Raw genomic sequence first — 15,417 nt, forward strand, 5'->3', positions numbered from 1 at the left:
CCACCCATGGCATTCCCAACCCGCAGCCGCGCACTCGCGGTGCTTCCCGCCGTCGTCCTCCTGGGCACGGCCGCGCTCGCCGGGTGCGCCGACCCCGGTGCATCAGCCGCCGGCAACCCCAGTGGAGGAGCGCAGACGACGGCGGCCCGCAACGGCGTCGTCTACAACACCTCCCCGGACCAGCAGCGGATCCGGGCGGAGAAGGATGCGGCGCTCGCCGCCAAGGTCCCCGCGCTGATCGGGAAGGACGGCAAGCTGACCGTGGCCACCACGGCCGGGTCCATTCCGCTGTCCTTCCACGCCACGGACGACAAGACGCCCATCGGCTCCGAACTGGACATCGCCCAGCTGGTGGCGGACAAGCTGGGCCTGGAGCTCGACGTGCGGGTCACGTCGTGGGAGAACTGGCCGCTGAAGACGCAGTCCGGCGATTTTGAGGCAGTGTTTTCCAACGTGGGCGTGAACAAGGACCGGGTGAAGCTGTTCGACTTCGCCACCTACCGGGCCGCGTACATGGGTTTCGAGGCGAAGAAGTCGGCCACGTATGACATCAAGGGTGCGGACGACATCTCCGGCCTGAAGGTCTCCGTGGGGTCCGGGACCAACCAGGAGAAGATCCTGCTGGCGTGGAACAAGGAGCTCGAGTCCAAGGGCAAGGCGCCGGCCACGCTGCAGTACTACTCGTCCGATGCCGACACCATCCTGGCGCTGTCCTCCGGCCGGACGGACCTGAACATTGCGCCGTACCCGTCCACCGTGTACCGCGAGAACACCCGCGACGACCTGAAGGTGGTGGGCAAGGTCAACGCCGGCTGGCCGTCGGAAACCCTGGTGGCCGCCACGACCCTGCGCGGCAACGGCCTGGCGCCGGTCATCTCCGAGGCGCTCAACTCAGTCATCAAGGACGGCTCCTACGGGAAGATCCTGGAGCGCTGGGGCCTGTCCGAGGAAGCGCTGCCGGAATCCAAGACCATCACCGAAGAGAACTTCGCGGCCACGCAGGCCACTCCGTCTGCCACACCGTCAGGGAAGGCATCATGAACGCGATACACCCTTCAAACAGGCAAGGCTTCCTCGCCATCGAGCTCGACGGTGCCGGCTGGGACGGCGCGGACATCACCCGGGCCGTGCTGGCAGCGGAGTCGGCAGGCTTCCACGCCGCTACCTTCACCGACGCGCCGGCGCCGGGCCGGGCCAACGCGATGCAGCGGGCGGCCTTCGCCGGGCCCGTCACGCGCACCATCGCCCTGGTCCCCGAGGTGGACACCGTCTACACCGAGCCGTTCCACGTCTCCACCCAGCTGGCCAGCCTGGACTACGTGTCCGGCGGCCGGGCCGGGTGGATCGCGACGGCGGCCGAATCACCGGAGGCTGCTGCCGCCGTCGGCCGCACTTCCGCGACCGGTGCTGCCCTGGGGCAGGAGGCCGCCGCGTCCATCGAGGTATCCCGGCGGCTGTGGGATTCATGGGAGGACGACGCCGTGATCCGCGATGTGGCCACCGGGCGGTACATCGATGTGGACAAGCTGCACTATGCCGATTTTGAGACGCCTGCCGGTTTTTCGGGTCCCGCGTATTCCGTCAAGGGGCCGTCCATCATTCCGCGGCCGCTGCAGGGGCAGTTGCCGGTGCTGGTGCCGGCGTCGCTGATTGGCGAAGTTCCGGCGCATGCCGTGGATGCCGTGCTGGTGTCCGCGCCCACGGCGGAACTGCTGGCGGCCGAGATCCGCGACGTCCGGGCCCGGGTGGGTGCGTCCGTTGCGGTTGTCGCCGAGCTCGACGTCGTCCTGGACGCCCGCGGGCAGGCTGCGGGCGGGCGGGCGGCTGGCTTTGATTCCGGCCGTGCTGTTTACGCGGGGTCTGCTGCCGGTCTCACCGACTTTCTGACGGACCTCCTGACGGAGGCCGACGGCGTGCGGCTGCACCCGGCGTCGCTCTTTGTTGACCTGGAAGAACTGGCCCGGCTGGTCCTGCCGGACCTGCGCCGCCGCGGAGCTCTCCGCCCGGTGGTCCAGGACGGCACGTTCCGGGACCTGCTGGGGCTTCCGCACCCGGTGAGCCGCTATGCAACCGCCTCCGCCGCGCATGCCAGCGCCGGAAAGTAAGGGGAACACCATGACACAGCACATCCGTGCTAAATCCGACACCTTTGTGCCGGACGTTTTCAAACCCAGTGGCCAGATCCAGTTCGGTGTCTTCTTCCAGGGCGTGAACTCCGGCACCATCTGGAAGGCGGCGGAATCTGGTTCGCAGACGGACTTCGAATCGTTCCGCCGTATTGCGCAGACCGCGGAGCGGGGGCTGTTCGCCGCGTTCTTCCTGGGCGAGGGACTGCGCCTGCGGGAGCACCTGGGGCGGCCGCACGCGCTGGACGTGGTGGGCCGGCCTGACGCGCAGACCATGCTTGCTGCGCTGGCGTCGGTGACCAAGAACATCGGCCTGGTGGCGACCCAGAACACCACCTACAACGATCCCGCAGACCTGGCGCACCGGCTGGCCTCGCTGGACCTGATCTCCGGCGGTCGTGCGGCCTGGAACATCGTGACCACGGACAACGCCTGGACCGGGGCGAACTTCCGCCGCGGCGGGTACCTGGACCACGCCGACCGCTACAAGCATGCCGAGGCCTTCGTGGAGACGGCCAAGCGGATCTGGGATTCGTTGGAAACGCCGGACGGTCCCGCCCGCCGGGTGCTCCACGAGGGCCAGCATTACACGGTGGACGTGACGCCGCGGCTGCCGCGCAGCGCCCAGTACCGGCCGGTGCTGTTCCAGGCCGGCGACTCGCCGGAAGGCCGCAACTTCGCGGCCCGTCAGGCGGACGTGATCTTCTCAGCACACCCCAAGTTCGACGACGCCGTGGAGTTCCGGAAGGACCTGGTGGAGCGGTCCGTGGCCGCAGGACGCGGCGCGAATGCCGTGCAGATCATGCCGGCCAGCGAGTTCATCCTGGCGCCCACTGATGCCGAGGCGGCGGAAAAGAAGGAGTGGGTGCGGAGCCTGCAGATCGGCCCGCAGCAGGCCATCGCCTACCTGGAGCAGTTCTGGGGCCGAGAGCTGTCCGGGTACGATCCGGACGGGCCGTTGCCGGAGATCGATCCCGTGGTGGAGAAGACGTCCGAGACCCGCGGCAGCGGCTTCCACGGTGCCAAGGCGCGGCAGCTGGCGGACCAGTGGCGGGCCGAGGCCAAGGACAAGGGGCTGTCCATCCGGCAGTTCGTCACCTCGAAGACCGCGCGGATCGATGCCACCTTCACCGGCTCCTACACCGCTGTGGCGGACCAGTTGGCCGAGTACGCGCGGGTGGGTGCGGTGGACGGATTCAACATCTCGCCGTGGCTGATCCCCACCGGCCTGGACGACATCGTGAACCACCTGGTGCCGCAGCTGCAGGAACGCGGCGTGTACCCCACCGAATACCGCGGCAGTACGCTGCGTGAGCACCTCGGGCTGGAGACGCCGGTGCGTACTGCGGAAACGGCTGCCCAGGCGGTCACCGCCTGATGCACTGGGCTGGATTCGCCGGAAGGGCCGGGTTTGCTGGAAGGGCCGGCTTTGCCGGCGGGGCCGGGTTCGCTGGGAGGAGCGACGACGGCGGCAACGTGAGCGCCGTCGTCCACCCTTCCGTGGAAGGTGCTTGGCTTGGAACCGTCAGGCTGCAGCTGACGGTGTGGGAGCAGTGGGCGTAGTTCCTAGGCCGGGCCGGAGGTGCAGGACTAAACTTTAATGATGAAACTGAGCCATATTCCCCTCCGCTTGGCCACCGGAACATTCATTCTTAACGCCGGCTACAGCAAGCGGAACCTGGACAAGGACAGCGCCGCCCAGATGCAGGGCATGGGGGCCAAGGTGTACCCGCAGCTGGCCTGGATGGAGCCGGAAACGTTCGGAAAGCTGCTCAGCTACGCCGAGATGACCCTGGGTGCAACGCTCCTGGCGCCGTTCGTGCCGAGCCGGCTGGCCGGGCTGGGCCTGGGACTCTTCTCCGGATCCCTTCTCACCATGTACCGAAGGATTCCGGAAATGACCCTGGAGGACGGGATCCGGCCAAGCCAGCAGGGCACCGCGCTGGCAAAGGACGTCTGGATGTTCGGAATTGCCCTCGCGCTGATCCTGGACCGGAACCGCGCAATGAAAACCTCCCCGAGCCGGACCTCAGCGGGCGCTTGACACGATAAGGTACCAACATGACTGTCATCGTCACCGCAGTATTCACGCCCAAAGACGGCGCCCGCGGCCAAGTTGTTGCAGCCCTAGAGCCAGCTATCGCCGAGGTCCACGAAGAACCGGGGTGCCTCCTGTATGCCATCCATGATGCGCCGAACGGCCAAATCATCATGATTGAAAAATGGGAGAGCGCCAAGCTGCTCGACGCCCACGGCGCCGGGAAAGCCGTCAAACGGCTCAACGCCTCCCTCGAAGGACTCCTGGCCGAACCCGTCGAGGTCACCCGCCTGACCCCCATCCCCGCAGGTACCGCTCATCAGGGCGCACTGTAACGGCCCAGTGCATCGTGGTTATCGGCGTCTCGTGTGCAGGGAGACCCCCGGGGGCCAGGCTCTAGCAACCCAGCTCGGCGCCCATTTCATCGATGGCGAGACCCTGGAACCAGCAGCGGTCTGATTTTCCAGTGACGGTGCCATGCGACAATGGCCGCATGATTGACGAATCCCAAGCGTCTGCTGCTGCACCAGCGAACCTGGACCCTGCCTTCGAAGCCGCGTACCAGGCTGCCCAGAAGAGCCTCAAAGAGGGTGGCATCCCGATCGGGGCAGCACTCGCCCGTGACGGTGTGGTCATCGCGAGCGGACACAACGAACGCGTCCAGAACGGCGACCCGATAGCGCACGGGGAAATGTCCGCACTCCGCGCGGCTGGCCGGCAGAAGAGCTACCGGGACACCACGCTTTACACCACGCTGGCCCCGTGTGCCATGTGCACGGGAACGATCATCCAGTTCAAGATCCCTCGGGTGGTGGTGGGGGAGGCGCGAACGTTCGACGGCGAGTTCGACCTTTTGCGCTCACGCGGTGTTGAGGTGGTGGTCCTGGATGATCCGCGGTGCGTGGAGATGATGCGTGCGTTCCAGGAGGACAACCCGGACTTGTGGGCGGAGGACATCGCTGAGGACGCCGCCTAGCAGCCCACTGAGCCGGCCGCCGCTGGCCGGCTTTGCTGGAAGGGACGACGACGGCGGCAAGCTGAGTGCCGTCGTCGACCCTTCCGTTGGGCTGCTTTCCTCCGGGGCCGTCAGGCTGTAGCTGACGGTGCTGGCGACTCCTGCCGCTGGTGCGAGACCCGCTGGATGAACTCAACCGTCTCGCGCTCCGTTTCGGCGCGGGTGGTGGGTTCGTTGTGCACCTCGTGGCGTACGCCGGGGAAGACGCGGGTGCGGACGTCCGCGTGGCCGGAATCAGCCAGGCGGTTGGCCACGTGGTAGGCGCCTTCGCCGTAGTTGGTCACGGGGTCCTGGTCGCCGGCGAGGATCAGGACGGGGAGTTCCGCGGGGAGCTGTTTGTACCAGTCGTCGGAGGTGACCTGGTCGTAGAGGTCCACGAAGCCCTGCAGGAACCGCGCACTCAGGGGTGCGCCGAAGTTGTTGAAGGGGTCCCTGCCGTGGTCGGCAACGACGTCAACGTCCAGCGCTACCCAGGCGGTGGGGCCGGCGTTTTCGCCGAAGCGGCCCAGGAAACCGTCGAACAACTGGCCCACCAGTTCCGGGGGTGCGGGCTCCGTGGCGCGCTCGCCGGAGGCAAGCCGGGCGAGTTCGGGCCGGTTGATCATTTTCTCGATGCCCCGCATTTGGGCGGCGATTCCGCAGAGGATCAGGCCGGAAAGCTGTGTTCTCGGATCGACGGCCATGCCGCGGGCGATCATGGATCCCCAGCTGTGGCCGAACACCACGTACGGAAGGTGGGGGAGCGCCTCCCTGGCCTTGGCCTGGAGGGTGACCTCATCCGCGACCACCACGCTGGCGGCATCCTCGCCGGCGTCGCCCCAGGTGCCCTGCTGCATCGCCGTGCGCCCGTGCCCGGAGTGGTCGCCTGCCACCACGATGAATCCCGCGTCCACCAGGGTGGAGATGAGGTGGAGGTAGCGGCGGGAGTGCTCGCCGAGCCCGTGGATCAGCTGCACGATCGCCTTGGGCTGACCGATTGGTTCGTAGACCCACGCCTGGATTTTGTCGCGGCCGTTGGCGGACGTGAACTCGATTTCCTGCAATGACATGTATTCCTCCTGTGGCGGCGCCGTCGCCCGCTCGAGGTGAGCCTAACCTTGGGATGGACGGTGCCGTCAAGGATGTAGGTGTTTCTTGTGTGGAGGCTCCGGGTCCGTGGGAATGTTGGTTCATGGGATGGCCCACCGCCTAGTCTGAAAATCAGCCACGTCCCTGCGTTTGAAGGAAGCCGATGCCGCATCCCACCCGTCCCCTGCGGAAGCTGGGGTTCCTCACGATTGGCCTGTTCGATCCCACTGATCCCGCAGCGGGCCACGAGTCCACATTGCAAATCATCGAGCTGGGCGAGCGGCTGGGCTTCGACAGTGCTTGGCTGCGCCACCGGCATCTGCAGTTCGGCATCTCATCTCCTGTGGCGGTGATGGCAGCTGCCAGTCAGCGCACCTCCCGGATTGAGCTTGGCACGGCCGTGACGCCGCTGGGCTGGGAGAACCCGCTGCGCCTGGCGGAGGACCTGGCCACCGTGGACCTGCTCGCCGGCGGGCGCATCAACCCCGGCGTGAGTGTGGGGGAGCCGATGCAGTACGACACGGTGAAGCACGAGCTCTACCCGGATACGGCCGACGTGGAGGACTTCAGCTACGCCCGGGTGGAGCGGTTTGCCCGCTTGGTGGCGGGGGAGTCGGTGCGGGAGTTTTCCGGCAAGCAAGGGGTGGTGGAGGAGTTCTCCAACCGCGTGGAGCCGCACTCGCCCGGCCTGCGCGATCGCCTTTGGTATGGGGCCGGCAGCACGAAGTCAGCTGTCTGGGCCGGTGCGAACGGCCTCAACCTGCTCTCCAGCAGCGTGATTTTCCCGGACAAGGACCAAGAAGTGGACTTTGCCCTCGTCCAGCAGTCGCAGATCCGGGCGTTCAGGGAGGCGGCAGCAGAGGCAGGGCATGGCGGGGTGAGGGTTTCGCAGGGCCTGGTGGTCATCCCCACCGATTCGGCATCGCCTGCCCAGCGGGCGAAGTACCAGCGGTATGTCAACGAACGCACGCCCCGCACTGCTACGCCGCAGGGGCCGAGGGGCATGATGTTCGCTAGGGACCTGATCGGCACCAGTGACGAGATCGCGGAGCAGTTGTACGCCCACGCTGGCTTTCAGGAAGTGGACGAGGTGGCGTTCGCCCTGCCCTTCAGCTTCGACCACGCGGACTACGTCCAGATCCTGACCGATATTGCGGGAAAGCTGGGTCCGGCTTTGGGCTGGGCTACCGGTAAAGGCGACTAGCCTCCTTCTTAGTACGTGGGGATCGCCGTGGTGGGCGGTCTGCAGATGGCGTCCGGGGCGATGCAGCTGGGCGACGCGCAGGCGTTCATCCAGTACTCGCGGCAGTTCACCATGCCTCTGGCGCAGCTGGGATCCATGGTCAACCTGCTGCAGTCCGGGGCGGCGTCGGCCGAGCGGGTGTTCTCGCTGCTGGATGAGGACGAGGAGGCGGCGGGAGCCTGCCCCGTCTGCCGGTCCTGTGTTTGGGCGGGGGCGGGCTGGTGTTCGAGGACGTGTCGTTTTTCCTATTCGCCGGACAAACCGCCGATTTCCGGGCGGTCGTTGGTGGCGGAGCCGGGGCAGGCGGTGGCGATTGTGGGCCCCATCGGGGCGGGCAAGTCCACCCTGGTGAACCTGATGATGCGGTTTTACGAGCTGGTCGCGGGGCGGATAACGCTCGACGGCGTGGACGTCACCTCGGTGCCGCGGCGCGAGCTGCGCTCGCGGCTGGGGATGGAGCTGTAGGATACGTGGCTGTTCGGCGGGACCATCCGGGACAAAATTGCGTACGGCCGGCCTGGGGCTGCCGAAGCCGAGATCCTGGAGGCTGCCGGGCGACCTACGTGGACCGGTTTGTGCGGTCACTGCCAGGGGGTACCACACCGTGTTGGAGGACGAAGGTGGCAACGTGTCCGCGGGGGAGAAGCAGCTGCTGACGATTGTGCGGGCGTTCCTGGCCCGGCCGTCGGTGTTGATCCTGGACGAGGCGACGTCTTCGGTGGACACCCGGACCGAGGTGGTGCAGAAGGCGATAAGTGCTTTGCGGTCCGACCGGACTTCTTTTGTGATTGCCCACAGGCTGTTCACGATCCGCGACGCCGACCTGATTTTAGTGATGGAAGCCGTCCAGATCGTGGAGCAGGGGACGCACGCCTCGTTGCTGGCTGCCGGCGGGGCTTACGCGCGGCTGTATGAGGCTCAGTTCGCGGCTCCAGCGGCGGAGGTTTGACTCGCCTCAAGGCTAAAATGGAACTCTTTCGCAGGAGTCCTTTAGCAAGACGGAACTGGCTTGTGGAATCATCCAATTTATGGATCTCGATGACGATGACCTTTCCCCTTCAGCCCTAGAACAGCTTCATTCACTCAGTAGGTTTGGCTTGAGTGAAAAGGCATTGGTTTTGTATGGCCGCTGGTGGCAGTTTGAAGACTGGCTCCGACAGCTCGCCTACGTAGAGCTCAGGGCAAGATACGGGAGGTCTTGGACGACCAAGCTCTCGGGATCCAACAACAATCAGCTGAAGGACGCCGAATGGACGCACATGTTGGGCCGTGATAGCGAAAATCCACTGGCCTATCTCGACTTTCCTAAGCTTTCGGACCTTCTTATCGACGAGTGGGAGTTGTTCAAATTTGCATTGCCGAGACTAGACACATGGAAAGGGCACGCAAGCGAACTGAATATGGTGCGAAGGAGAATCGCCCACTTGCGCCAGGCACATCCGGATGACCTTGCTCGGTTGGAACAGGCCCTACGAGACCTTGAGCGGGGCGCTTTCATAACTGTGGCAAGCTTCAACCGGCGGCGACGAGTGCTGCCCGCTGAGCACATGGATCCCGTGGCAGACGGCTGGGCCAACGGGAAACATTTGGATGCGATGCGGCTGCTGAGTCATGGCGAGAACCAGTATGACGTCTCGTTTCAACTCCACAAGAGTAGGCGACCTTGGGCGGCGCCCTCCGTTCTAGCGGACGGAGGCGCGGGGATGCTGTGGCACGCCGACTTCTACTCCAGGAAATCCACAATAGATATCGAAGCACTGTGGAGAAGCAGTTATTTTCCTCCTGTTAATGATTGTCTTTTGTACCTTGAGGCGGAGTCGCCGAATCACCTCACGTTCACCTTTTCTGCCGTGGAGGATCCCCATGCCGTAGCAGATGCGATCGGTAGCGCCTTTGATGCAGTGCTAAGTTCGCCCTCATACGGTGAACGTCCTCCAACGATGCAGTGGCTGCGGAATGCCAGGGAAATTAGCTACAAGATAACTTCAGGCTCGGCATGGACAGTGATAGACGAGTCGACACTGCCTGTCTCAATTTTCGGTACCGGGGGATCAGTTAGGACTCTCCCCGATTGGTAGGACCGCGCAACGGAAGGATTAGCCGACGGCGTGGAACAAGTCACGTTTGCTGTGTGTGCTGAACGTGCTTGGAGCTTGGAGGTAATCAATGTCGCCAACTCTGCTAGTTTCCTGCCGGATCGGGTCCTTTAGAAGTAACATAGGACACTGCCGCGGTAATGCTGCGGTAAGACAAGCTATTAACAGGAAAACCCTACGTTTCACGAGCCCGTAAGCGGGCGGTTATGCGAACCGATCAGGAGATATGTGAAGAATTTCGACACACGCGCCTATAGTATTTCTGATTTTGCAGAATGGAATGCTGCCGGACGCTTGGTGCTGGACCCAAATTTTCAAAGACGGTCAGTATGGAGTCGACAGGCCAAATCTTATCTTATAGACACCATACTGCGTGGGAAGCCAATGCCAAAGGTATTGATCACACAATCACTAGTAGATGGTAAGAGCGTTCGAACTGTTGTTGACGGTCAACAGCGGTTACGTGCAATTCTTGAATTTCTAGATAATACATTTTCCGTCCTGCGTGGTCATAACGAGGAGTTCGCCGGTCATGTGTATGATGATCTTCCCGATGAGGTGAAGAAGAGTTTCTGGCAATACGAGATTGGTGTAGATGTTCTTTTCGAAACCGAGCTAAGTGAATTACTGGACACTTTTGCTCGTCTCAACACCTATTCTGTGAAGCTGAACGAAACAGAACTCTTGAATGCCACCTATCTTGGCGGTTTCAAGACTACAGCTCATCAGATCGGTCATCGATTTGCTGCCTATTGGTTGGATGCAAGAGTTCTAACTCAGCCAAAGGTTGCCCGTATGGGTGAGGTCGAACTTTCCGCTGACCTGTTGGGTGCCCTGCTAGACGGTGTTTCTGCCAAGAAGCAGATACCTAGTTTGTACAAAAAGTACGATTCGGAGGAATATGAGCCGGATGTTGCTCGCGCTGCAAAGCGCTTTTCTGCGGTTATGGCATTTATTGGCGAAACATATGACCCTCAAGATCTGGCTCTAACAAATTTTAACCGGGTACACCTTTTCTATTCCCTATTTGTATCCCTTGCTCATATGCTTTTTCAGTCACCAGATCTCGATGTGAGCGAGTACCGGTCGTTGACTCCCAAGGAGGTGCGCCTAGTTCTGGACGGGATATCTGCGGAATATGATGAGTACGTTAGGGGCGATTTGCGTACTGGGGGGGAATCAATGGACCGGTTTGTTGAAGCTTCGCGACGCGCCACGACGGACCAAGATAAAAGGCTGCTGAGATCGCATTTCATCTCGCAACGCTTCGCTTCCTTCCACCCATGAATGACTATTCCGCACAGCTTGCATTTGATAGTTTCAATTCGGAGATCAATGACTGTCGGGACCTGAGAAGTGCAATCGACAACGCATCAGGTGTCCCACTGACAGGGCAGTTCTTGGTCTACGAGTCGATTCTCCTGCGTTCTTTTCGCGCCGTCGAAACCGCCCTTGGCGCTATCTTCACTTCGTACTTGTTGGGCGACAGTACATTGGCAGGAGCCAAAGTAGAGTCGTGCCTTGTGCCTCGCGATAAAGCCCATGTGGACCAGGTGCTCCTAGGGTCCGGCAGCAACTGGGTTGACTGGTCCGACGCTCGCACGGTCCGTGAGCGATCCGGGATCTTTTTCAAAGAGGACAATCCAATTGAATTGAGTTTAGGTAGTTTTGGTCAGCAACTAGGCTGGATGAAAATCCTGCGGAATCATGTAGCACACAACAGCACCGAGAGCATGAACAAGTACATACGTGCGCTTGAATCGATCTTGACCGCTCCCCCCGTTACCCCTCCGACAGTAGGTGAGTTTTTAGCGTCTCGACCGACTAAGGGTGCCATAAAAGGACGCGAAGTGTTGTCCTTCTTTCTGGATTACGCTGAGAAGGTGATTCACAGTTCACTCGAGTATTCAGCCTCTAGCGAGACTACGAGTAAAGCCCAATCCTGATCCGCCGAAGCACCGATGAGTCTCGACTACCGCATCGGATTCGGCCATGTGTAGTCCCCTCAAGGCATGAGCGTGGTTGGGGCGGGGCCGTGCTGGATTCGGCTACAAGGTCCCATGACGCCACCACCCCCCCGTCGTAGTACACGGACACACAACGCAACGCAGGCGCCCCCGCCCGTAACCTGTTTAGATGCCCCGTTTTGCACTGGATATTGAGTCCGTCCCCCGCCCCGCCCGTTCGCAGGAGCTGCTGGATGGCGTGAACCACCGCGTCGTCATCGCTGACGGCGCCATGGGCACCATGCTCCAGGGCCGGGACCTGCAGCTGGACACGGACTTCCAGAACCTCGAAGGCTGCAACGAGATCCTCAACGACACACGGCCGGACGTCATCGCTGACATCCACGACGCCTACTTCGCCACCGGCATCGACGCCGTGGAAACCAACACCTTCGGCGCCAACTGGTCCAACCTCTCCGACTACGGCATCGACGACCGCATCGAAGAGCTCGCCCGCAAGGGCGCGAAAATCGCCCGCGAACGCGCAGAAGCCGCGGAACAAACTGACGGACGCATGCGCTGGGTCCTCGGCTCCATGGGCCCCGGCACTAAGCTCCCCAGCCTGGGCCACACCAGCTACGACTACCTCAAACAGACCTTCGCCCTCCAGGCCCAGGGCCTGATCGACGGCGGCGCGGACGCCTTCCTCATCGAAACCAGCCAGGACCTCCTGCAGACCAAAGCCGCCGTCAACGGCTGCAAGCAGGCCATCGTGGACCGCGGCATCCGCCTCCCCATCTTCGTCGAGGTGACGGTCGAAACCACCGGAACCATGCTCATGGGCTCCGAAATCGGCGCCGCACTCACCGCCCTGGAACCACTCGGCGTGGACGCCATCGGCCTGAACTGCGCCACCGGTCCGGACGAGATGAGCGAGCACCTCCGGCACCTGTCCAAGCAGTCCTCCGTGGCCATCGCCTGCATGCCCAACGCCGGCCTCCCGGTGCTCGGCGCCAACGGCGCCCACTACCCGCTCTCACCCACCGAACTCGCCACCGCGCACGAACAGTTTGTGCGTGAATTCGGCCTGGGCCTGGTGGGCGGCTGCTGCGGTACGACGCCGGAGCACATGGCCGCCGTCGTCGAACGTCTTGCGCCCTTCCGCACCAAAGCCGTGGCCACCACCGAGGGCAAAACAGCACCGGCAAGAATCCCCGAAGAACGCGAAGCCGGCGTCGCCTCCCTCTACCAGCACGTGAACTTCGACCAGGAGTCCGCGTACCTGGCCATCGGTGAGCGCACCAATGCCAACGGCTCCAAGGCGTTCCGCCAGGCGATGCTCGAAGAACGCTGGGACGACTGCGTGGACATCGCCCGCGAGCAGATCCGCGTGGGCGCCCACCTGCTGGATGTCTGCATCGACTACGTGGGCCGCGACGGCGTCGCCGACATCAAGGAAGTCGTGAGCCGTTTCGCGTCCGCCTCCACCCTCCCGCTGGTCATCGACTCCACCGAACCGCCCGTCCTGCAGGCCGGCCTGGAACTCATCGGCGGCCGCCCTGTGGTCAACTCCGTCAACTACGAGGACGGTGACGGCCCCAACAGCCGCTTCGCGCGCATCATGCCGCTGGTGAAGGAACACGGCACCGCCGTCATCGCCCTCACCATCGACGAACAGGGCCAGGCCCGCACCACCGAGGGCAAGGTGGCCATCGCCTCCCGCCTGGTGGACGCCCTGGTGGGCGAATGGGGCATGCGCGTCGAGGACATCATCGTCGACTGCCTCACCTTCCCGGTCGCCACCGGTCAGGAGGAAACCCGCCGGGACGGCATCGAAACTATCGAGGCCATCCGCCAGATCACCGCCAAGTACCCCGGCATCAACACCACCCTCGGCGTCTCCAACGTCTCCTTCGGCCTCAACCCGGCAGCCCGCGTCGTCCTGAACTCCGTGTTCCTGCACGAGGCCGTCCAGGCGGGCCTGACCAGCGGCATCATCGACGCCGCCAAGATCGTCCCGCTCGCCTCCCTCCCGGAAGAGCAGCGCAAGGTGGCCCTGGACCTCGTCTGGGACCGCCGCGAATACGACGCCGACGGCAACACCACGTACGATCCCCTGGCCAGCATGCTCGACATGTTCGCCGGCGTCGACACCGCAGCGCTCAAGGACCAGCGCGCCGCCGAACTCGCGGCGCTGCCCACCGGCGCACGCCTGGAACGGCGCATCATCGACGGCGAAGGCAAGGGCCTCGAAGCGGACCTGGACCTGGCCCGCAGCGAAGGCATGACCCCGCTGGGCATCATCAACGACCACCTGCTCGAGGGCATGAAGGTGGTTGGCGAACGCTTCGGCGCCGGCGAAATGCAGCTGCCGTTCGTGCTGCAGTCCGCCGAGGTCATGAAGAACGCCGTGGCCCTGCTCGAGCCGCACATGGAGAAGTCCGATTCCTCCGGCAAGGGCACCATGGTGATCGCCACCGTCCGCGGCGACGTGCACGACATCGGCAAGAACCTGGTGGACATCATCCTCACCAACAACGGCTACAAGGTCATCAACATCGGCATCAAGCAGGGCATCGCCGAGATCATCGCCGCCGCCGAGGAGCACAACGCCGACGTGATCGGCATGTCCGGCCTGCTGGTGAAGTCCACGGTGGTGATGAAGGAGAACCTTGCCGAGCTGCAGTCCCGCGGCCTGGCCAAGAAGTGGCCGGTAATCCTCGGCGGCGCAGCCCTCACCCGCGCCTACGTGGAGCAGGACCTGGCCGAGCAGTTCGACGGCGTGGTCCGGTACGCAAAGGACGCCTTCGAGGGACTTTCCCTCATGGAGCCGCTGGTGCGCGTGGCCCGCGGCGAGTCGCCGGACGACGTCGGCCTGCCGCCTTTGAAGAAGCGCATCCACAAGGGCGGCGCGAAGTTCACGATTACCGAGCCGGAGGCCATGCCCGGCCGGTCCGACGTCGCCAGCGACAACCCCGTCCCCGTGCCGCCGTTCTGGGGCACCCGAATTGTGCGCGGCGTCTCGCTCCACGACTACGCCGCCTTCCTCGATGAGCGCGCCACCTTCATGGGGCAGTGGGGCCTGAAGCCCGGCCGCGGCGAGGACGGCGCCTCCTACGAGGAACTGGTGGAACGCGAAGGACGCCCGCGCCTGCGCTACTGGCTGGACCGCATCCTTGGCGAGGGAATGCTGGACGCGTCCGTCGCCTACGGCTACTTCCCGGTGGTTTCCGAGGGGGAGCAGGTGGTGGTGTTGCACCACGGAGAGGACCACGACGGCGTCCTGGGCCAGGCGGGCCTGCTCGCCCCCGATGGTGGTTCAGGCGGTCCGATCGGCACAGATCGCTTGCGATTCGACTTCCCGCGCCAGCGCCGCGACCGTCACCTGTGCCTGGCCGACTTCGTGAAGTCCCGCGAGTCCGGCCAGATCGACGTGCTGCCGGTCCAGCTGGTCACCGCTGGCTCCAAGATTGAAGAGTTCACGTCCAAGATGTTCGCGGCAAACCAGTACCGCGACTACTACGAGCTCAACGGCCTGGTCATGCAGCTCACCGAGGCGCTCGCCGAGTTCTGGCACGCCCGCATCCGCAAGGAGCTGGGTTTCGCGGCCGAGGAACCGAAGGACACGGCAGGGTATTTCAAGCTCGACTACCGCGGTGCCCGGTTCTCGCTCGGCTACCCAGCGTGCCCGGAAATGGAGGACCGCCGCAAGGTGACGGAGCTGCTGAAGCCCGAGCGGATGGGTGTTGTTTTGAGCGATGAGCTGATGCTGCACCCCGAGCAGTCCACCGACGCATTCGTCTTCCACCACCCGGAGGCGAAGTACTTCAAGGTGTGAGTTGAAGCCGGTCCTGGCGGAGCGGCCGGCTCAAACTCCGGTGCAGC

The 15,417-nt window shown here is 63.7% G+C and carries 12 protein-coding genes and 1 pseudogene; 12 read left to right on the forward strand and 1 reads right to left on the reverse strand.

What is annotated here, in order from left to right; all coding sequences use genetic code 11:
- Window positions 1–6: 6 nt before the first annotated feature.
- The 6 genes from ACR65K_RS10240 to ACR65K_RS10265 all read left to right on the forward strand — a co-directional run bounded on the left by ACR65K_RS10240 (window position 7) and on the right by ACR65K_RS10265 (window position 5,140).
- Window positions 7–1,041 carry a transporter substrate-binding domain-containing protein gene (locus ACR65K_RS10240; RefSeq protein WP_440152645.1) on the forward strand — a complete coding sequence of 345 codons (1,035 nt, stop codon included), beginning with the start codon at window positions 7–9 and terminating at the stop codon, window positions 1,039–1,041.
- Window positions 1,038–2,105, forward strand: a complete 1,068-nt coding sequence (locus ACR65K_RS10245) for an LLM class flavin-dependent oxidoreductase (protein WP_440152646.1) — start codon at window positions 1,038–1,040, stop codon at window positions 2,103–2,105. Before ACR65K_RS10240 ends, ACR65K_RS10245 begins: the two co-directional genes overlap by 4 nt.
- Window positions 2,106–2,115: 10 nt before the next feature.
- Window positions 2,116–3,504 carry an NtaA/DmoA family FMN-dependent monooxygenase gene (locus ACR65K_RS10250; protein WP_440152647.1) on the forward strand — a complete coding sequence of 463 codons (1,389 nt, stop codon included), beginning with the start codon at window positions 2,116–2,118 and terminating at the stop codon, window positions 3,502–3,504.
- Window positions 3,505–3,729: 225 nt separating this feature from the next.
- Window positions 3,730–4,170 (forward strand): hypothetical protein, encoded by a 441-nt coding sequence (locus ACR65K_RS10255; RefSeq protein ID WP_440152649.1) that lies wholly within the window; start codon window positions 3,730–3,732, stop codon window positions 4,168–4,170.
- A 17-nt stretch (window positions 4,171–4,187) separates the two neighbouring features.
- Window positions 4,188–4,499: a putative quinol monooxygenase gene (locus ACR65K_RS10260; RefSeq protein ID WP_440152651.1), complete on the forward strand. Its 312-nt coding sequence runs from the start codon at window positions 4,188–4,190 to the stop codon at window positions 4,497–4,499.
- A gap of 158 nt (window positions 4,500–4,657) precedes the next feature.
- The gene (locus tag ACR65K_RS10265) at window positions 4,658–5,140 is read left to right on the forward strand and encodes a nucleoside deaminase (protein WP_440152652.1); all 483 of its coding nucleotides are present in this window, start codon (window positions 4,658–4,660) and stop codon (window positions 5,138–5,140) included.
- 110 nt (window positions 5,141–5,250) lie between these two features.
- On the opposite strand, the gene ACR65K_RS10270 is transcribed toward ACR65K_RS10265, so the two are convergent.
- Window positions 5,251–6,228: an alpha/beta fold hydrolase gene (locus ACR65K_RS10270; RefSeq protein WP_440152654.1), complete on the reverse strand. Its 978-nt coding sequence runs from the start codon at window positions 6,226–6,228 to the stop codon at window positions 5,251–5,253.
- 182 nt (window positions 6,229–6,410) lie between these two features.
- Between ACR65K_RS10270 and ACR65K_RS10275 the strand changes: the two genes are divergently transcribed.
- The 6 genes and pseudogenes from ACR65K_RS10275 to metH all read left to right on the forward strand — a co-directional run bounded on the left by ACR65K_RS10275 (window position 6,411) and on the right by metH (window position 15,370).
- Entirely contained in the window at window positions 6,411–7,451 is a 1,041-nt protein-coding gene (locus ACR65K_RS10275; protein WP_440152655.1) for an LLM class flavin-dependent oxidoreductase, read from the forward strand.
- A 12-nt stretch (window positions 7,452–7,463) separates the two neighbouring features.
- A pseudogene (locus ACR65K_RS10280) lies at window positions 7,464–8,439 on the forward strand (ABC transporter ATP-binding protein); the annotation flags it as partial.
- A 79-nt stretch (window positions 8,440–8,518) separates the two neighbouring features.
- Window positions 8,519–9,568 (forward strand): Swt1 family HEPN domain-containing protein, encoded by a 1,050-nt coding sequence (locus ACR65K_RS10285; RefSeq protein ID WP_440152656.1) that lies wholly within the window; start codon window positions 8,519–8,521, stop codon window positions 9,566–9,568.
- 246 nt (window positions 9,569–9,814) lie between these two features.
- Window positions 9,815–10,873: a DUF262 domain-containing protein gene (locus ACR65K_RS10290; RefSeq protein ID WP_440152658.1), complete on the forward strand. Its 1,059-nt coding sequence runs from the start codon at window positions 9,815–9,817 to the stop codon at window positions 10,871–10,873.
- A complete protein-coding gene (locus ACR65K_RS10295) occupies window positions 10,870–11,532 on the forward strand; it encodes a hypothetical protein (RefSeq protein ID WP_440152660.1) in 663 nt (220 codons plus the stop codon). The genes ACR65K_RS10290 and ACR65K_RS10295 overlap by 4 nt, the downstream gene beginning before the upstream one ends.
- Before the next feature lie 190 nt (window positions 11,533–11,722).
- A complete protein-coding gene (gene metH, locus ACR65K_RS10300; RefSeq protein WP_440152662.1) occupies window positions 11,723–15,370 on the forward strand; it encodes a methionine synthase in 3,648 nt (1,215 codons plus the stop codon).
- Window positions 15,371–15,417: the final 47 nt, after the last annotated feature.

It is taken from the genome of Arthrobacter sp. SAFR-179, assembly GCF_059414945.1.